Source organism: Fibrobacter sp. (assembly GCA_012523595.1).
In the GTDB taxonomy this organism is placed as follows: Bacteria; Fibrobacterota; Chitinivibrionia; order Chitinivibrionales; family Chitinispirillaceae; genus JAAYIG01.
The window spans coordinates 1-18,549 of record JAAYIG010000117.1; the positions used below are offsets into that span (position 1 = coordinate 1).

The window sequence follows — 18,549 nt, forward strand, 5'->3', positions numbered from 1 at the left end:
ATCGAAGGTTTTTACAATTGCAAAAGGATTCATTCTACTTTGGGATATTTATCACCAGCAGAATATGAATCTGTCAAACGGAAGAAAATTGCTTAGTCACGTGTCCATTTTTTCGGGGCAATTCCATATCTTCATCGTCTTCAATAACCAAAAGGCGTTCTGAAGGCATAGCGCTCCCTATTAGTTTTGTTATACATTGAAGTATAATTTATCCAATAATAAAACACCCGGAAATGTCTGAAGGGCCCTTTTACATGGATACCTATCACAGATTCTGCTTTTGACAAAAAACTCATCTCCGATATTTTCCATTCAGTTAGACCAGTGTTTTCAGAGAATCGTTTTGAAGGGAAGCAAAATTATTCTTAATTGTCCTGTATATAGAAAAAACCATAAATATTGAGATCGATACTTCCGCTGATAAATACGCCAGTGCTGTGCCGTTACCGGAAAAAAGCATGCTGAAATAATACGTAGATAAAGCGGATACAGATAGACCAATTGATGTAGCCATCAGAAACTTGGATTTCATCTCCATTGGTAAAAAGAATTGAGTGCCTCCAATATCATTAATTGCAAGGATTGGGAGCAATAAGCATAAAATTCTCAAAATAGAGATAGAATCCTGAAAGTCATTACCGTAAATAACTTTGATTATAAGACTGGAACTGAACAATACTGTTAAACAGATCATGATCGAAAAAAGCAATGTGACAAGCGAAGTTTTTCCAATCTCTTTAAGGAAACGAGATCGATTGTAAGCATAGATTTTGGATAAATGCGGATAAAATGACATTCCTAATACAGACTCAATACCTAAGAGTGCTTTAATGATTCTTTCTGCAGCAGAGTAATATCCTACTGTTTTCTCACTGGCAACGAATCCCAGGAAAACCACATATATATTTGTGTAAATTGCGCCGAGCACAGTAGAAAGATAAAGGGGAAAAGCTCTTTTTAAAGTAGTCAATGCAAAATTTATATCTATCAGTGAAAGCGAAAGAAAGGAAATGCCATCCTTTTTAACAAGATAAAGTGAGTATGCCAAAGAAAAAAAGGTTGAAACAGTAGTGATTATCACTACGACTATTGTATCGCTGTGTGTTTTAACAAACACGAAAATACCGACTGTATAGACAAGAGCACCAATAAGGTTTGAAGCAGCAATTCTCCACATTTTTTGCTGACCCTGGAAATACCAGTGAGGCATCAATGTGTTCGACAGTATTGATGGTGCAAAAGCTGCCAGAAGTAATTTTATATTTGCGAAAAATGGGAAATAAAGAATACTGATTGTGATTAGTAAAAAAGTGAAAATTGTAAATACGCATTTGATCATAAATGCGTTGGTCATAAGTTTGCTTATGTATTGCTTGTCAGAAAGATGAACGGCAACTTCTCGTGTGGAATACACTGAAATCCCAAGCTCAGTGAAAAGAAAGAAATAAGTCGTTAGCGCTTGTGAGAAAGCCAGTTTTCCAAGCCCTTCTGCACCTATTATGCGCGCAAGATAAGGGACTGTTATAAGAGGAATAAATAACTGCAGGATCTTTGCTATGCCTAGCGGTCCGGCATTACTCATGATAATTTTTTTTATCACTGTAAATTCTTCTTTTGATGGCTCATTGCATTGATAAATGCCTTTTCCAGCTCGACAGCCGATTTATCCCAGGTATATTCTTGAACCGATTTGAATCCTTCCTCTGCGATTTGATTAAGCTTGTCGCGGTTAAGTATTAACGATTCAATTCCGCAAAAGGCACTGTCAACATCTCCAGGAATTATAAGCTCGACATTATCCCCATTGTAAATAGATTCAATGCTCCCAATTTTAGTCCCAACAACAGCACACTTACATGCCATTGCTTCAAGTGGTGTCATTCCCCATCCTTCACATTGACTCGGAAAAAGGAAAATGTGTGAGGATTGGTAAATATTAAGGAGCTGATAATAACTTGGGTTCAGATAATATTCAAAATCCAGATCAATTTCAGGTTTATCGAACATTCCAAATACAATTATTCGTATCTCAGAATACTTTTTTTTGATCCTGGATAATGCTTTAAGTCCCACAAATGCCCCTTTCGGAACATAAGTATGGTAAAGCATCGATACTGTTAGAGGATATTGGTTCTTTGTCTCAGGTGGATAAAACCTGTCAAGTCTGACTCCATTATTAATTTGAGCTTCTACTTCAACACCAATGTCATTACGTAACAGATTTGTAAGCCAGGAAGAGATTGTGATCAAATTTAAAGGTAATCGAAAGGAGGCATCAACTAACCTTTTGTCATCCCAGATTTCGTAACCTTGAATGAAATAAAACTTTGCACCTTTACTTCTGTTCAATTTATATACATCGTAAGCAGTGGGCCATGATGTGGCCATACAGATATCAGCATTTCTGATAAAGAGATTACTTATAACTGGAACAGGGAAAATTTTGACACTGTTTTTGTGCCATTCAATTTGTCGTGGCTTTTTTATCAGGTTGTAACCTAAAATTTTGAAGAAAAGTAATAGTCGTCTGGGAAAACTGCTTGTAGCTGGAAGTATGTTCTTCCAATAAGGTATAAAAGGGAAATATACTTTCACATCGTGTCCAAATTCAGTGAGCTTTAAATAATATTCAAGGACAGCTAAGATTCCACCAGATTTGTTATGGAATGGAATTATAAAGTTAATTTTAAGTTTGTTGTTTTCCATTAATCCGCAGGAAGAGATATTGCAGAGATAGTTCACTTCTTAAAAAAATAATCTATTTATCTGATATGAGCCAGAATTGCCGATTAAAAATCTGATACTGCCTAAAATTTAGGTTATTTTTTAGAATCTTAGTATTTTATTCAAGAGTAACTTGATTTCATAGATAATTTACCTGAGAAATAGGCTGCCGGGGATAGACTCTGAATTATGAGTTCTGATTGGATTTTGATCGAAGGCAGAGTATATCAAAGAAAATCGCGCATTTTTCAAACCTGCGACCTAAAATCATACCAGGATTGTAATCAATAATGACACCTCTTGTTTCTATAGTAATACTTAACTGGAACGGGAAAGAACATATCGATGAGTGCCTTTCAAGTGTTTTAGCTTCAAATTATCCCAATTTTGAAGTCATAGTGGTTGATAATGCTTCAACAGACGGATCTGTAGACATTATTAAACAAAAAAAAAGAGTAATCCTGATACAAAATAAGTGTAATACAGGATTTGCAGCAGGTAATAATATCGGTTTTTCGGCTGCAAAGGGGAAATACATTGTAACACTGAATAATGATACCTGTGTAGCTTCAGACTGGTTGAACGAGCCGGTGAGAAGGTTTGAAAATGATGAAAAAACAGGGATTATAAGCTGCCGTCAGATGGATTATTATAAAAGAGATATAATTAACGGGCTTTATCATTATCCTGATGAGACACTTCTTTTCAGAGCCAGAGGGTTTGGAGAAAAACTGGACTATGAGCACATGAAATCCGGGTTTGTTATCAGTGCCAATGGAGCATCTTCAATTTTCAGAAAAGAGATGCTTGATTCTATAGGTGGTTTTGACGAACGATTTTTTGCATACCATGAAGATTGTGATATCGGAATGCGTGCTTTTTTGGCAGGATGGAATTGCTTGTATGTGCCTGAGGCAGTAATTTATCACAAGGAGGGGGCTAGTTTTAAAAAAAAGAATAATACCTTTAACTATTATTTCCACCGTAACCGTTTCTGGTTTCTGTACAAATTTTTTCCGGTATCCTCTTTACTTCGGCATTCTTTCCAGATATTTTTTTGGGAATTACGAATTGCCAGAATTAAAATTTTTAAAGAACGAATCGGAAAGCAATATCTTCGCGCAATTAAAGACTCCTTCACGGGCTTCTCGATGTTCAAATCGGAAAGAAAAAGAAATACAGTTCTTTTTCGGGCAAAGGAAACTGAGTTCAACAAATTCTTAAATGAAAAAATTCTGCTGAAATAGTGTGCAGCCCTGTTCCGACCGGATGAAGCCTGTAGTATGTTACTTGACCAGCTTTACAATCTGAGTGTAGTAGGTAGAAACAACGGGCGCTGCTTTAATTTGTTGTTTGCATGCATCTAAAATGTAATTTAAAATGCCCATTCCTGAAATTACCATCGGTGGTTTGAGCCTGTTGTAAAGAAAATGCTTCCGGAAACCAGCTTTTTTAGCTGAATTGATTATTATCCTGGGGTGCATATCTCTTTCTGTTACACCAAATCGCTCGATTGTTTTTTTGGTGCCTTCAGATTTACTGTGACCATATCCTGGTTCACACGTTAAGCAAATGCCTCCTTTTTTTAAAGCCCTGTAAACGCTTTGCAAGGCTTTAAACTCATCAACTGAATGGTGCAAAGAGTCATAGAACAGGGCATAATCAAATTCTTCATTGAAATTCATAGATTCATAATCACAACACAAAAAATGCAGATTCGAGAGTCTGTATCGGGATTTGTTTTTTTCCGCTAAATTGATCATATCTTCTGAAATATCTTGTCCTGTAACATTATACCCTCTGAGCGCAAAAAATATACTGGTCCAGCCTGTACCAACACCCAGGTCTAAAATTCGAGCCGGTGGTGGTGGCAAAATATGCATAAATGTACCCATGTCAAATAAGTACCGCGGGCACTCGGGATCAGAAAAGGGTTTGTTGAATGCATGCTCAACTTCGGAATCTTTCAAGTTCTTTATATATTCCAGCTCTCCCTGTTTAGCCAATTTTATCCGCACTCCTTGTTTGTATTATGAAGATTTTCCAGAAAAAGTCTTTAACAGAAGTTGTGCTGTCTTCTCCCATGAATATTTAGATAATACTTTTTGATATCTGCTTTTAAAAGGAGTAGCGATAAATCTGTCCAGATCCAATATTTTATCAGCGATATCCTCCGGTTTATATGGATCACAATAAAGTACCGAATCTTCTGCTATTTCCTCCATGACGGAGCCTTGGGAAGTAATAACCGGACATTCCATTAGAAGTGCCTCAAGTACAGGAAGGCCGAAACCCTCATATAAAGAGGGGAAAATGAAAGCTTTACACAACTGATACTCTTTGCTAAGCTGCTGCTCTGTAATGTATCCTAAAAGTTTTACCTGGTCCTTGACGGGACTGTTTTCGATATAGTCTTTAATTTCTTTATTGTTCCAGCCCGGAGGGCCGGCAATGTGTAATGCTACTAATTTCCCTTTTTGTAAAAGAATTTCCAAAGCTTTGAAAATATTAATAAGGTTTTTTCTGGGTTCATAATTACCAACAAATAAAAGGTGCTCGCCTCTTTTCACATCCATTGTGCCATACGCTTCTTTCCAGTCAGGATGCCCGCAATAGACCGGATCAACTTTTGTTTTAAGAAACGGAAAATGTTTCTCTATATCAGCTTTAATGAAATTTGAGATCGTTACGACTCTGTGTGATTTCTTAAGAGTTGGGGGAATAAAAAGTTTCATTATCCGGAGATTGGAACTATGTATGGTCTGTGGATAATGAATGAAAACCAGGTCATATATTGTGCTGACAATTTTGACATTTTTCATCCCGAAAAAAGGGCAGATCTGCTCCGGGACCCATAAGGTATCTATTCTATATTGTCTACAGTACAGTGGTACTTTACATTGTAACCAGAGCAAGCCTGGAATTTTAGTTTTATCACTGATTTTTTTCCAGTTTTTATTCTCAGGCACGTAACCTGAAGGATTTTTCTCAAAAATGAAATAGGTGTTGTCCGGGTCTATTTTTTGCAAGGCATCTAAAACACTTGTAATAAACCGCCCAACACCAGTAAGAGGACCTGTGATATTTCTTATAACAATACCGATTCGCAACTAAAACTCCATATATTTCAGGATTACTTGCCACTGCAGGATAGCATATATTCGAATGGTTCTCCGCTCTCGCTGGTATCCAAGGGTACTGCTGAATAACCGAACTGTGACAAGTATTCCAAACAGGATATCCGTAACTCGCTGGAGTGTACTGAAAGTAAGATTACAGGATGATTTTTTTGTAGAAGCGATTTGCTTCCGTGCAGTACTTTTAACTCAGCTCCTTCTACGTCAATTTTAACAATATCAGGGAAAACACCGGTTGTTTGTACAACGCTATCTATTGTCAAAGTAGGCACGATGTCAAATTTCGTTTCAGAAGATTCTGTGTTTTCAAGCAGATGGCCTAAAGCGCAATCGGGAGTGTTATTAAAAAGAGAAATTGAGGTGTTATCTGAACAGGCTGCAGGGATTATCATTGCGTTTGTAATTTTATTGATGCGTATATGTTTAGCCAGATATTCAATATTTCTTATTGATGGTTCGAATGCAAAAATTTTCCCATTTTTCCCGATTATTCGAGACCCTAATAATGTGTAATACCCTATGTTTGCACCCACATCGAAAACTATAAAACCGTCTTTCAGTGCGCTTTTAAATGCCTCGGTCTGCTTTGGTTCAACAAGGCCGAAAAATATCGTAGCACCTCCTCCTTCACCTGAAGCGGCACCGTGTATAAATTTCAGGCCGAATAGAGGACCACGAATAACTGGATATGCTATTTTGGGTATTAAATGGGCAGATATTATCCTGAGTATTGATCTAATCTTTTTCATATTAATCGAATTTTGTTGACCTTTCATCGTTTATTAAACAAAGTAAATCCTTTGCAGCGTTTTTCCATGAGAATTTGCTTATTACCTTTTCTTTGTTTTTAGTATACTTATTCCTGTCAAAATCAGAATTATAAATGGACATAATTGCCTCAGATATAGAATTCGGGCTCTGAGGATCAAAATAAAGGGCTGCATCCTGGGCAATCTCCTGCATTACAGAGCCTTTGGATGTCAAGACCATGCAATCGAGTGAGAGTGCTTCCAGAACAGGAATCCCGAATCCTTCGTATATAGATGGGAACAGAAATGCTTTGCAGTACAAGTATTCCTTCTGAAGCTCTTTTTCGCTGATGAAACCCTTAAAAACTATGGTTTCCCTTACAGAGCTTTTTCTGATGTATTCATTAGTTCTCTGATATTTCCAACCATTGAGACCAACAACATGTAATGAAATATCCTTACCATTTCCGGATTTGATTAATTCGAGTGCCTTTACCAGATTGATTAAATTTTTCCGTGGCTCAAGGTTACCCACAAACAGCAGGTATTCATCTCTGTTTTGTGAATCATATTTCGAAGGTAGCTCCCATCGATGCGGGGCACCGCAACTGATTACCTTTATTTTTCCTGGTGATAATTTCGGAAAAGAGCGTAAAATATCATTCTTAATGAAATCAGAAATAGTGATTACATATTTCGACCTGGTCATCGAAAGAGGTGTAAATAATTTACTGACCAGGAGCCTTTTCCAGTCCATGGTTTCAGGATAATGAACAAATGTCAGGTCGTAAACAAATGTGAATACTTTGACTTCTTTTGGAACAAGGAGAGGGGCAACATAATCCGAAGCAAGAAAAACGTCTAGTCTGAGCTTTTTAATCTGGGAAGGAATAAATAACTGGGTTGCTACAATTGCATGAACGTTTTTTCGCACAGTAATTTTTGACCATTTTTCATTAAACAGATGATAGTCGCAGCCGGCATATTCAAAAAGAAAATAACTGTTAGTACTGTCGATTGTCTGAAGATTATCCAGTATATTCCTGAGATAGTTTGGAATACCAGAAAAACCAGCAGACAGTATTCGTATATCTATTCCGATTCTCATTTCCAGGGCAAAAAGTATTTTTCAATAAACACTTTCATCATTACAGGTTTATTTTGACTCTCTATTTTACTACCAACAGAATAAAAAACCCTCTTACTGGAGGGGAAAAGTACGTTCAGGCTCTTCTGGAAGGTGCCAGTGCTGCCGGATTCAAAGTCCAGATATGGGAAGCAGTAAATCTTCCCTGGATATTAAAAACAATCCCCTTAATGAATATAATCCATTGCCTTAAAATTCTGAAAGCAGATAAAAATTCAATATTAATGATCGATCTTGATTTCCACTTCCGGTATTTTTTATCTGTCCCGGTTGCAAGATTCTTAAAAAAAATGAAGGTTGTTGGTGTATTATTCCATTACAATTACTCCTTTAAAAAGAGATCTCTCAAAAGGACGATCCAGTATAATGTCGAAAGGTTTGTTTCCAGACAATGCGATTTTTTAATTACATTGAGTACTTTTAGTTTACATAATTTTATCCGCGTCAGTAATAAGACTGTGCCCAACGTAATTCTCCAGCCGTATGTAAAACAGAGCCGTGAAGAAGATGCTGAAGTCTCCAGGAGATTTTCGGAAGAAAATCGTTTCCTTCTTGTCGGTAATATAGAGTACAGGAAAAATGTAGATACGGTTCTCAGGGCATTAGGTACATTGAATTGTAGTTTTCGCTTTGATATTGCAGGCCAGTGTGTATCTGAGCAGTACAGATGCTATCTTCAGAACCTTATTAGAGAGTTAAAACTGGGTGAGAAGGTCCATTTCCATGGGAGGGTCAGCTCTGAGCAGTTGGCTAATTTATATAATGGAAGCAGTTTGTTCATTCTGGTATCCCGAATGGAGGGTTTCGGAATTGTATATGCAGAGGCAATGAAATACGGTTTGCCTATCGTTGCTTCAAATACAGGGGCTGTGCCGGAAATTGTTGAAAATGGGAAAAATGGTATCCTCTGTGATCCAGAAGATCCGGATGCTATTTCAAAAGCAATTTTAAAGATCATTAATAACCAGGAATTGCGGAATACATTTTCAGAGAATAATTACAGGAAGTTCAAATCATTTATCGACAGGTCTGCTTTTGTAGAAAAGGCTACTGAGATTTTCAAAAGTTTTCAGGTGTGACTGTCAATCTTTGAGGTTTATTATGACAAAAATTGCAGAAATAATGTATTTAAAGAATCTTGGAGGAGATGGTCAGATACATGCGCTTAACAAGCCTTTTTCGGACCTTAACTGTGGAAATTATCTGATAGATATAGGTCAAATAATTTCACTTCTGCCTCCTCCTCCTGGTAAACTCTTAGACCTGGGTGCCGGATCATGCTGGACCAGTGTGTTTTTTGCCAAAAGAGGCTATGATGTTACTGCTCAGGATATTTCTGAAGATATGCTCAAACTTGCTGAAAAGAACAGATCTCTTTACAATGTCGATAAACTGAGATTTATCTTGTCAGATTATGAGCAGCTAAAACTGAATGAGGAGTTCGATTATGCGGTGTTTTTCGATTCATTGCACCATGCAGTAGATCCTCAGGCTGCAATTAATTCGGTTTTCAAAGCTCTTAAGCCAGGCGGTATTTGTCTTACTGTTGAACCGGGTAAAGGACATTCAAAGCTGGAACAAACCATTCGAGTGGTAGAAAAAATGGGTGTAACTGAAAAGGATATGCCCCCTTCATTGATAATAAAACTTGGACGTAATGCCGGATTCAGAAAAATGAAAGTCTATTTACGGCAGAATAACAAACCAATAGAAATCCTGCCGTTTTTTTCCCGCGGGAGCTTTATTGGTATTCTTAAACTTGCCTTGAGATTGCTTCCTGGTATTGGAACAGCAAGAACAAACATTACCATGATGATAAAGTAAATCTTTATCCATTCCTGGATTGACCCTTTTATATCACTAGTTGAGGCACTTCTTAACGCTCCTCATTCATCGTTGCGGGCGTTGCAAAAGGCTAGCTCCAGAATATAATTTGTCAAATATAAGAATTCTGCAGATGATGGGAGGAAATCATGCTTTTTGGAGTATTTCCCAAACGAAAAATTCTGATAATCTCACTGAATCTGATACTTGTAGTTTTATTCTGTGTTATTTTTTTTTTTGCAAACAGCCTTCCTGAGATCTGTTTATATGAGGATGAAGCAGATTATGTATATGTTGTGCGGAAGGGTTTTATTGCCAACTACATGGATTCCGGAACACTTCCATTTACGCAGTTTCTAAAACTTGGTTTTTCAGCAATAACCAGCCAGAAATCAAAAACCGAATTGTCCAGGATTATCCGCTCAGCCGATGATATTTCAGTTTATAGACATTGGCACGGTCCCTTATACTTTTACTACCTGGTAACAGGTAAATGGATACATAAAAATCAAGATCATCTGATTAGAATGTATTCCTTAATGGTGCAGCTTTTTTGCGCTATCACTGTTTTTGCAGGCTTTTTGTTTCTCCTGGGTTATTCTAACAGTATTACAACTTTTTTTCTTACTGCTCTTTGTGTTCTCGGCAGTACTTCTTTGTATTTCTCAACAGCCATCCTTTCAACACATGGTGTTTTCACTCTGGCTTGTATCGGCTGTCTGTTTGTGCTCATAAAGGCGGTACAAAGCGGTAAAGTGATGTATTACCATATCAGTGCCGGAATAATGGGTGTAGTTTTTTTAAGTAATGAATACGCGGTATTAATGATGGTGACATGGGTATCAAGCCTTTTGTTTGCAGAAATGAAGCGAAAGGTGGGATTCCGGAAAATTTTGCGTATTTTTATTGTGTCAATGATAATCTGGCTCGGGGTGATCTTTATCTTATGGCCTGCATCACTTCTTAAATTCTCTCTAATTAAGAGTTATATGACCCAGGCGTATTTTATGGTTTTCAGAGGATCGGCGTTTTCACCAATGCCCGTATGGAAATATTGGATAAGCAGGTTCAGTGCTTTACCATTTGATATGGGAATCTCTTTTTCCGGTCTGTCACTTGGATTACTCATTTTACTCAGAAAAAGACAATACTTGTTTTTCCCACCGGTTTTCTACATGACACTGGTATTATTAACTACTTTACGCAATCAGAGTCTCAATCCAACATATACTGTGACTTTTGTAGTTACAGGGATCATAACTTTTGGTATCGCTCTTTCAACGCTTCCGGGTTTAAGATCTTTTTATAAAACCGGATTATTATCCCTGATGTGTATTCTACAGATTTACTATTTAACATGTAAATTATTCCCTGAACAAAAAAACATTTTATCGCCAAAAACAGAAATAATCCGTTTTCTTGAATCTGAGCAACCCCGCAATCTGCTTTCGGTACGCTACATGATACCTATAATCCGTCATTATTATCCATCGATAAAAGTAGATAGTTTTACCGCTGAAATTTACTCACATGATGAAGGGCTTGCTGATGTGAAAAGATCAATTGAAAGCGGGCCAGAATATGATGGAATGATATTTCATGGGCAATATCTATCGCAATATCTCGAGATCATCGATGATCGATATTACTTCGATCCTGTTTCATTCGGTTCTGAGAATGGAGTCGAGAGCTGGACTTATCTCCGTTTAAAACCCAGGAAAAATGAGACTGTTCAAATGTAAGACTCAATTGATGGTTATTGAAACGCTTGCTTCTGATTACATAAATTTCAGCCTTTTACTGGCAATGGCAGCCATGCGCAAAAGCAGGAAGCCATGTTTCCATCGGCTGATGTTTGTAGTTCCGTAAGATCTTTCAGCATAGCGGATGGGAATGTCAACTATCCGCATATTAAGCTTTGATGCACCAAAGAGCAGGTCGAAATCACCGAAAGGATCAAAGTCACCGAAATAGGAACGGTTGTTACGGATCTTCTCATAATCGGATTTGTATAAAACTTTAGTTCCACAGAGTGTGTCTTTTACCGGCTGGCCGAGAAGCCATGAAAAGAACACGCTGAAGAATTTATTCCCCAGGAGATTAAAAAACCTCATTGCCCTGTCCTGCATAGGATAAACAAGCCGTACCCCATTGGCGAATTCAGCTTTACCTGATACTATGGCTGTGTAAAATTTTCCAAGCTCCTCCGGTTCAACAGTCAAATCTGCATCCAGTATCATAAGAAGATCACCAGTGGCTTTTTCAAATCCCAACCGTACTGCATCACCTTTACCTTTTCCGCTCTGACTATGTAATTGACACTCTCTGTGGGGATAGTTTTCGAGAGCGCTTTTAATTGCCTCATAGGTATTATCAGTAGAATTACCCTCTACGAAAACTATCTCAGTTCCACTTCCAAGTTCCGGTACTCGCTTTAAAATATTATCGATATTACCAGCTTCATTCCGGGCCGGAACTATAATTGAGACTTTAGGCGGATTTTTTCTGATCGAATCAGATAAAAGGGGGCGGGCAACTATGAAATTTGTGAGGCAAAAATTATTGAAAGGCCATAACCTGGCAATCCATTTGTTAAATACCGAGGTCAGGATGGGGAAATAAATGGGAAAGAGAATCTCTCTCCAGCAGCGCAGAGTTTCATACCCGGAGAGGTGAAGTAGGTTGCGGATGTCGTCAGGAGTAAGCCAGTTCTGCTTCAGAACCGGCGTAGCCAGTCTGCAGGAGGATGCTATGGATAGGGGTATATCCCACACTTTACTATAAGTATTAATTATAACCCGGGTAGAAGGCTTGCATAAATTAATTGTTTTTTCCAGAACTTTCTGTACATTCCACAAATCATTGACAATATCGGAAAGTAGGATATAATCGAATTTCTCGGTTGTCTCCCACTCATGAATGTCGGCTGTATGAAACTCCAGATGAGGATACGCAGCACGGGCAAGTTTAACAGCCTCTGCTGAGAAATCTACTCCTACTCCTCTGCTGGGATTTAGAGACCCAAGGAGTCGTCCGTTTCCACAACCGAATTCCAGTACACAGGACCCGGGGGGAATAATGAATTTGTACACCTGTGAAAGTCTGCTGTGATAGTATTTGCTGAATGGGTATTTCCTGTTTTTACTGAAGGTATTCTCCCAGTGGGTTACTCGTGCTTTTTTGTGCAATTCATAACTTTGGTTCATTTTCACATCTTTGCCCTGTTTCAAAGGTAGGCTGGATTTTTACTGGCATTTTCTGTTTGATAGAACTTCAAGAGTCTGGGAAGAAGTCTTATGCCAGTTGAATTTCGATTTTATTTTTTGACAATTACCAATGAGCTTTTTTCGCTTTTCTTCCGATAAAGATAACTGAAGAATACCACTCTCTATGCTTTTTACATCATAAGGATCTACAAGTATTCCGGCATCACAAACCACTTCCGGAAGAGCGGTATTGTTTGAGGCTAACACAGGTGTTCCACAACAGATGGATTCAAGAGCAGCAATACCGAAACCCTCATACAAACTGGGAAAAGCAAACAAAGTGGCCCCGCTGTAAAGTGCGGGGAGATGGTCATCTGAAACATAACCTGTAAAAATGACATCTTTCTCCAGGCCAAGATCCTTTACTTTCTGGTAAGTGGTATCATACCACCATCCCTCTCCTCCGGAAATAACCAGATAATGGCCGATCTCTTTACGTACTGTTGCGAATGCCTGAAGCAGTCGTTCAAGATTTTTCCGCGGTTCCAGAAAACCTGTAAATAAAATATACTTCCCCGGTATTTTATAAAAGGATTTTATCTCATCGATCAATTTTTGAGAGGCCGGACCATTGAATCTTTGATCGGCTGCCTCATAAATTACTTTAATCTTGTGTTCAAAAGGACCAATGTATCGCAAAATGTCTTTTTTAGTGAATTCGGAAACGGCGATTACTGTATCAGATGCTCTGATGGATAAATGAATAATCGGCTTGAACAGGCGCCTCGATAATGGATACAGCTTTTCCAAAGGAAAAAAACTCAGGTCGTGAATAGTGACAACTGATCTGATTCCGGGTAGAAACAATGGACAGGTATAATTTGGCGAGAACAAGGTATCAATTTTGTATTTTTTACAGAGAAATGGCAATGCAAGTTGCTCCCATATCAATCTATGAAAAACACTGGATGGAGCAGCAGGTATCAATTTGAAATTCGGGGGGAGAGAGCCGAACAGGCTTTCCATTGCCTTAGATATGAAGATATAATAGCAGTTTTGATTGTCGATATCAGCAAAAGCTTTTGTAATATTCAGAATGTAAAACGAGGCTCCGCCTTTCCGTTTACTCAAAGCCGAGGCATTAATCCCTATTACCATTAGAGAAGATCCCTGATTAGTTTCCCGTACTGCTTCTCTTGCTCCTCGAAAAAGCCCAATGAACCCTTAAAATTCATTGCCATTGTCGGGCAGACAGAATAGCAGTACAGGCATTTAATACAGTTTTTGTTTTCAGATACGGTTTCACACTCAAAAGGAGACAGGCCTGTCGGGCAGTAATCCCTGCATTTACCGCATGATATACATCTGGATTTGTTAACTGAAATCGATTCTATTGCAGGTTCTTCCTTCTTAAAAACCTCCTGTGTCAATTTCAGGTTGAACATTAATTTTCTTACAGCCTGCAGTGAACAGATTTGCTCTATTACTGGAGCATGGCGGATCTTTTGAAGATACTTCTGCCATCGCTGATCTGTTACAAGCCTTTGAGTAAGTGACAGGGATGGCAGCTTCAGGTTGCATGGATGTAAATCATCTTTCAGGAAAGATTCTTTAAGCATCTCTTCAGATATCAATCCCTGGACGGATGCCTTTTTCAGCACAGGAACCCTGTTATGATCTTCTATACCGATGATCCTGCTTACAACCAGGTCGATCCTGAAAGGATCATTACCAGCCAGGATAATTCCTGTTTTTTTCGGAGTGCCGGTAGTAGGTCCGTTACCCTCCATCGAAATGATCCCGTCAACAATATACAGATGCGGTTTTATTCTGTTGTTGAGATGAATAATGTTTTTAAAAAGGCTCTCATGTACCTTTTTTTTATTCTGCTGACCTGCAAGACATCCGATCAGGCTTTTGCAGCAGCAGGAAAGGACAGTTTCAGTATGGGTTTTTATCTTTGGAAGATTGATAAAGAAATCGTTATCGAGAAAAATCCGGGCGACCCGGGCAACTGTTCCTTTTTCAAAAGTTACATCTTCGGTTTCAGCAGCGAAGTTGGCATTGAAGATTTTTACACCTGTCAAATCGCATAACTTATCAACACGAAGCCGTTCGATTACATTTATCCCCTCTCTGTGAAACCCTCCGGCATACCCTTCAGCAACAGTAATATCTGTATATCCTCTTTTTTTCAATGCGAGAATAACCGAATACAAAAGCCTCAGATCGGTAGTGTTTCCGGTGAGGGCATTCATGTTACTGTTAAGGTTTGGCTTGATGACGATTCGGGAAGATTTATCTCCGGGAAGGCCTGTTTCAGAATCGAAAACTGCGTTTACAGCAGCATTAATCTCTGTAAAGGTCTGTGCTTTGTAAATATCTGCCTTCACTGATACTCCTTTCAGAAAACGGCTGTTTCCTTCCAGATCTCCTCTGCTGCTTTCGCCGGATCTTCAGCACCGGTTATCGGCCTTCCCACCACAAGCAGAGTAGCACCGCTTTTAACTGCTGCTCCGGGTGTGGCTACTCTTTTCTGGTCACCGATATCGGCGCCGGCAGGGCGAATACCGGGGGTTATTACATGGAAATGTGCTGGAAGATCAGGTTTGACAGAGGGGAGATCGGCCGCTGAACATACGATTCCGTCAATTCCAGCCTGAACTGCAAGGGAGGCCAGATGTTTTACATAGGTGTTTACTTCCATGGTAACAGCCAGTTCATTCTTGAGAGCATCGGGGCCAAGGCTTGTCAGAAGGGTGACACCAATAATTTTAGGGGGATTGTCACTGGACTGGCGTGCACTTTCAGCCGCGGCCTTCATCATCTCCAGCCCCCCCTGGGTATGGATTGTCAGGTAATCTACTCCCAGCGAGCAGGCTGATTTGACCGCTTTGGCGACCGTGTTTGGTATATCATGGAATTTGAGATCCAAAAAGATCTTTCGTCCGGACCTTCGTATTATATCAAGAACCGATGGCCCGAAACGGGTAAACTGCTCCAGTCCGATCTTGTAAACACCAATCCACTCTGAGGTTTTTTCTATTAACTCTTCAATTTGTCCACTGGATGTAACATTGTCCAGCGCCAGCGCCAGGAAATCTCGATTGTTTGTCATAGCTTAAAAATGGTAAATGTGAGGTTTATATTCAATTATAGTGAAAATGCAGTGTTTCTGGTTCTGAATCGGATAACAACCATAATGTCCATATCATTTAAAAAAATGCGGGATGCGACCAGACACGAGAGTATTTTTCCATATCTTTAATTATTTCAATAGTTTTTTCAGACCTTATAGCTTAAATTCAAGAATCCAGGAGTCCTTTTTTATGCAAACCTGTCCTTGTGGATCGCAGCAATCCTATCAATCCTGTTGTGAACAGTTTGTTACATGCAGTGCGGATGCACCTACCGCGGAAAAGCTGATGAGGGCACGTTACAGTGCTTATGTGCTCGGGGCTGTCGACTTCATAATTAATTCTACTATCGAAGAAAAACGCAAGGAGTGCGATGAAAAGGCGATCAGAAAATGGTCTCAGGAATCAGAGTGGTACGGTCTTGAAATAAAACAGGTAACCGATGGAGGGCCGGAACATAAAGAAGGAGTTGTTGAATTCATAGCTCAATTCTCCGAAAATGGAGTCCGCCAAAGTCTGCATGAAAAAGCCTCTTTTAAAAAGGTGGATGGGAAATGGTTTTATGAGGACAGTGAGATTCAAAAACCGAAGCCTTTTATAAGGACTGAGGCTAAAATCTCCCGTAATGACCCCTGTCCCTGTGGAAGTGGCAAGAAATACAAAAAATGCTGTGCGGGTTGATTTTGCCAAAGAGATTGCAGGAATGAGGCGAGGATATGAATTCAATCTCTGGCCAGGCTGACAACCCTCACCCCTTTACATCCTGCCGCTAACAGCGCTTCGGTGCATGATGCTGTAGTAGCTCCGGTAGTTATTACATCGTCAACGAGTATTACTGTTTTTTCCCTCAATATCTCCTCTTTACCTTTTGCAACTGAAAAAGCACCTTTCACATTGCTTTGCCTCTCAGATCTGTCTAGTTTGACCTGAGTGCGGGTACGCCTTTTCCGGAAAAGAATATCAAAAAGAGGAATGATTTCTGTTCTGTGTCCATTGTGCTTTTGTTGTTGTGCTGATAGTCCTGAAATCAATCCTCTTGCCAGCCACTCAGCCTGATTGTACCCACGCTTCCTCCTGCGGAGCCAGTGGAGCGGGATGGCTGTAACGATATCTACTCCCTCAAGAACCGACTCCGGAACAGTTCCGGAAAAGAGGGCACCGATATAATGAGCCAGTTTCTTTTTCCCGCCGTACTTAACATGACGCATGATTCCCTGAACGGTATCATCGTAGTCAAGAAACGAATAGATACTCTCGAAAGGATAATCCCACACCATTTCACAGGCACAATCTCTAAGTGTTCTGTTCTGGGAACATCTGGGACAACGAATCCGTTTTTTGTTGTTGTCAAGTAGATGGTTCAAACATCCCTCACAGAGCCATTTGCTATGAAGAGAACGGGGCTTATCACAAATTATACACAGTGGAGGAAAAATAAAATCCTCAAAACGACTGAGAATCGAATTGAGGATCTCTTTATACATGTTATTTTGTCATGAAATGTTGACTAAAGAACAAAAGAAACCCTGTGGATTATCCAAAAGGTTTAAAAGATTATTTTGAGACAGTTTCCGGTAACTTCTCCTCTGTGTCGGAGTTTTCCTGCACAGTTCCGACTGTGCCTGCTGGCTTTGCCGCTGGCTCATCTCTGAAGAGGTAATTTTTCAGTATTAATGATGAAAAAAGGATGAAAAGCACGATACACACAACCTGGTTGTGGCTCAGAGGTCCCAACTTCTCATCGGTACCGTAATAACGGCTGAAATCCACGATAAAGCGGAGAACCGAGTAGAAAAGGCCCAAAAGGTAGAATTGGAACCCTGTGAAGAGCTTTTTTCTGGAAAGAAGGAGGAGAATAATTGCAATTAATAGACCTCCTGCCGATTCGTAAAGCTGCGAGGCATGTAGTCCGGATGCGTGTATATGTTGCTGGTAAACACCGGCAGGACTCTCAAGGGGGAAACTTACACCAAGTGAACCGGTATTTGATGCCCCGTAGCAGCAGCCATTAAGGAAACAACCGATTCTGGTCAGAAAAATACCTATTCCCACGCTGGGAGCAGAAACATCTGCATAGGGAAGAAAGGGTATCTTTTTAATCTTGAAATAAAGGATCCCGGCGACAATTGCTCCTATAAAACCACCGTACATCACCAGACCACCGATTCCAATTGACCCGTTCTGAAAGGGGTTGAAAATGGATATCAAATTTCCTCTGAATTCCTCAAAATGCAGAAAAACGTAGTATAGGCGTGAACCGACTATGGCAGAAAGGATGATCCAGAATCCCATATCGGCGATAGTTTCCGGGTTAAGCCCTTCTTTTTTAGCCTTGTAACTTGAGAGCCAGATACCAAGCAGAAAAGACAAGGCAAGCATGAAACCATAAGAATGGATGGGAAAAGAGAATACTTTGAAAAGAACCGGATGCATAGTAGCCTTTCTTTAAAGGTCTGGTCTGGCGTTGGAGATAAGAATCGTGAACTTTGAATACGACTAAAAAGGGATAAAATTAAAAATACGATAGGACCGGAGAGAGTGGGTAAAAATTGAAGTTTATATGTATTTGGCAAGTTTACTGTCTGCCTGGTGATTAAACGATCCTTGCTTTCAGTTCCTCGTTAG

The 18,549-nt window shown here is 39.4% G+C and carries 17 protein-coding genes; 5 read left to right on the plus strand and 12 right to left on the minus strand.

The annotated features are described in order from the left end of the window. Positions 1 to 316 precede the first annotated feature (316 nt). Positions 317 to 1,600, minus strand: a complete 1,284-nt coding sequence (locus GX089_07850) for a flippase (GenBank protein NLP02391.1) — start codon at positions 1,598 to 1,600, stop codon at positions 317 to 319. Next, complete coding sequence (locus GX089_07855) at positions 1,597 to 2,706, minus strand: glycosyltransferase family 4 protein (protein ID NLP02392.1); 1,110 nt, start codon at positions 2,704 to 2,706, stop codon at positions 1,597 to 1,599. The genes GX089_07850 and GX089_07855 overlap by 4 nt, the downstream gene beginning before the upstream one ends. A 308-nt stretch (positions 2,707 to 3,014) precedes the next feature. Here GX089_07855 and GX089_07860 point away from each other — a divergent pair, with 308 nt between their 5' ends. After that, entirely contained in the window at positions 3,015 to 3,971 is a 957-nt protein-coding gene (locus tag GX089_07860; GenBank protein ID NLP02393.1) for a glycosyltransferase family 2 protein, read from the plus strand. A gap of 39 nt (positions 3,972 to 4,010) precedes the next feature. Here the strand turns inward: GX089_07860 and GX089_07865 are convergent, their stop codons facing one another. The 4 genes from GX089_07865 to GX089_07880 all read right to left on the minus strand — a co-directional run bounded on the left by GX089_07865 (position 4,011) and on the right by GX089_07880 (position 7,718). Then, positions 4,011 to 4,730 carry a class I SAM-dependent methyltransferase gene (locus GX089_07865; protein NLP02394.1) on the minus strand — a complete coding sequence of 240 codons (720 nt, stop codon included), beginning with the start codon at positions 4,728 to 4,730 and terminating at the stop codon, positions 4,011 to 4,013. Between the two features lie 24 nt (positions 4,731 to 4,754). Beyond that, positions 4,755 to 5,300 (minus strand): glycosyltransferase family 4 protein, encoded by a 546-nt coding sequence (locus GX089_07870; GenBank protein ID NLP02395.1) that lies wholly within the window; start codon positions 5,298 to 5,300, stop codon positions 4,755 to 4,757. A gap of 557 nt (positions 5,301 to 5,857) precedes the next feature. Continuing rightward, positions 5,858 to 6,610: an FkbM family methyltransferase gene (locus GX089_07875; protein NLP02396.1), complete on the minus strand. Its 753-nt coding sequence runs from the start codon at positions 6,608 to 6,610 to the stop codon at positions 5,858 to 5,860. A 1-nt stretch (position 6,611) separates the two neighbouring features. Then, entirely contained in the window at positions 6,612 to 7,718 is a 1,107-nt protein-coding gene (locus GX089_07880; GenBank protein ID NLP02397.1) for a glycosyltransferase family 4 protein, read from the minus strand. A 497-nt stretch (positions 7,719 to 8,215) separates the two neighbouring features. Here GX089_07880 and GX089_07885 point away from each other — a divergent pair, with 497 nt between their 5' ends. The 3 genes from GX089_07885 to GX089_07895 all read left to right on the plus strand — a co-directional run bounded on the left by GX089_07885 (position 8,216) and on the right by GX089_07895 (position 11,323). Beyond that, positions 8,216 to 8,836: a glycosyltransferase gene (locus GX089_07885; GenBank protein ID NLP02398.1), complete on the plus strand. Its 621-nt coding sequence runs from the start codon at positions 8,216 to 8,218 to the stop codon at positions 8,834 to 8,836. Positions 8,837 to 8,858: 22 nt separating this feature from the next. Beyond that, positions 8,859 to 9,581: a class I SAM-dependent methyltransferase gene (locus tag GX089_07890; GenBank protein ID NLP02399.1), complete on the plus strand. Its 723-nt coding sequence runs from the start codon at positions 8,859 to 8,861 to the stop codon at positions 9,579 to 9,581. A gap of 149 nt (positions 9,582 to 9,730) precedes the next feature. Continuing rightward, positions 9,731 to 11,323 (plus strand): hypothetical protein, encoded by a 1,593-nt coding sequence (locus tag GX089_07895; protein ID NLP02400.1) that lies wholly within the window; start codon positions 9,731 to 9,733, stop codon positions 11,321 to 11,323. 36 nt (positions 11,324 to 11,359) lie between these two features. Here GX089_07895 and GX089_07900 read toward each other — a convergent pair whose 3' ends face one another. The 4 genes from GX089_07900 to pyrF are packed head-to-tail and all read right to left on the minus strand — an operon-like array spanning position 11,360 to position 15,905. Further along, positions 11,360 to 12,787, minus strand: coding sequence for a glycosyltransferase (locus GX089_07900; GenBank protein NLP02401.1), 1,428 nt, complete (start codon positions 12,785 to 12,787; stop codon positions 11,360 to 11,362). Between the two features lie 39 nt (positions 12,788 to 12,826). Continuing rightward, on the minus strand, positions 12,827 to 13,945 hold the full coding sequence (locus tag GX089_07905; GenBank protein NLP02402.1) for a glycosyltransferase family 4 protein: 1,119 nt from the start codon (positions 13,943 to 13,945) through the stop codon (positions 12,827 to 12,829). Further along, entirely contained in the window at positions 13,945 to 15,180 is a 1,236-nt protein-coding gene (locus GX089_07910) for a DUF362 domain-containing protein (GenBank protein NLP02403.1), read from the minus strand. Before GX089_07910 ends, GX089_07905 begins: the two co-directional genes overlap by 1 nt. Before the next feature lie 11 nt (positions 15,181 to 15,191). Beyond that, positions 15,192 to 15,905 carry an orotidine-5'-phosphate decarboxylase gene (gene pyrF / locus GX089_07915; protein NLP02404.1) on the minus strand — a complete coding sequence of 238 codons (714 nt, stop codon included), beginning with the start codon at positions 15,903 to 15,905 and terminating at the stop codon, positions 15,192 to 15,194. Positions 15,906 to 16,116: 211 nt separating this feature from the next. On the opposite strand from pyrF, the gene GX089_07920 reads away from it, so the two are divergent. Next, positions 16,117 to 16,605, plus strand: a complete 489-nt coding sequence (locus GX089_07920) for a YchJ family protein (GenBank protein NLP02405.1) — start codon at positions 16,117 to 16,119, stop codon at positions 16,603 to 16,605. Positions 16,606 to 16,646: 41 nt separating this feature from the next. On the opposite strand, the gene GX089_07925 is transcribed toward GX089_07920, so the two are convergent. Then, positions 16,647 to 17,288 carry a ComF family protein gene (locus GX089_07925; protein NLP02406.1) on the minus strand — a complete coding sequence of 214 codons (642 nt, stop codon included), beginning with the start codon at positions 17,286 to 17,288 and terminating at the stop codon, positions 16,647 to 16,649. A gap of 190 nt (positions 17,289 to 17,478) precedes the next feature. Further along, positions 17,479 to 18,357, minus strand: coding sequence for a prolipoprotein diacylglyceryl transferase (lgt, locus tag GX089_07930; protein ID NLP02407.1), 879 nt, complete (start codon positions 18,355 to 18,357; stop codon positions 17,479 to 17,481). Between the last annotated feature and the right edge of the window lie 192 nt (positions 18,358 to 18,549).

What these genes read in the sequence shown, in the direction of transcription:
- GX089_07855 (NLP02392.1), bottom strand. Translation starts at nt 2,706, where the DNA reads ATGGAAAACAACAAACTTAAAATTAACTTTATAATTCCATTCCATAAC.
- GX089_07860 (NLP02393.1), top strand. Translation starts at nt 3,015, where the DNA reads ATGACACCTCTTGTTTCTATAGTAATACTTAACTGGAACGGGAAAGAA.
- GX089_07870 (NLP02395.1), bottom strand. Translation starts at nt 5,300, where the DNA reads ATGGATGTGAAAAGAGGCGAGCACCTTTTATTTGTTGGTAATTATGAA.
- GX089_07875 (NLP02396.1), bottom strand. Translation starts at nt 6,610, where the DNA reads ATGAAAAAGATTAGATCAATACTCAGGATAATATCTGCCCATTTAATA.
- GX089_07880 (NLP02397.1), bottom strand. Translation starts at nt 7,718, where the DNA reads ATGAGAATCGGAATAGATATACGAATACTGTCTGCTGGTTTTTCTGGT.
- GX089_07890 (NLP02399.1), top strand. Translation starts at nt 8,859, where the DNA reads ATGACAAAAATTGCAGAAATAATGTATTTAAAGAATCTTGGAGGAGAT.
- GX089_07895 (NLP02400.1), top strand. Translation starts at nt 9,731, where the DNA reads ATGCTTTTTGGAGTATTTCCCAAACGAAAAATTCTGATAATCTCACTG.
- GX089_07900 (NLP02401.1), bottom strand. Translation starts at nt 12,787, where the DNA reads ATGAACCAAAGTTATGAATTGCACAAAAAAGCACGAGTAACCCACTGG.
- GX089_07905 (NLP02402.1), bottom strand. Translation starts at nt 13,945, where the DNA reads ATGGTAATAGGGATTAATGCCTCGGCTTTGAGTAAACGGAAAGGCGGA.
- pyrF (NLP02404.1), bottom strand. Translation starts at nt 15,905, where the DNA reads ATGACAAACAATCGAGATTTCCTGGCGCTGGCGCTGGACAATGTTACA.
- GX089_07920 (NLP02405.1), top strand. Translation starts at nt 16,117, where the DNA reads ATGCAAACCTGTCCTTGTGGATCGCAGCAATCCTATCAATCCTGTTGT.
- lgt (NLP02407.1), bottom strand. Translation starts at nt 18,357, where the DNA reads ATGCATCCGGTTCTTTTCAAAGTATTCTCTTTTCCCATCCATTCTTAT.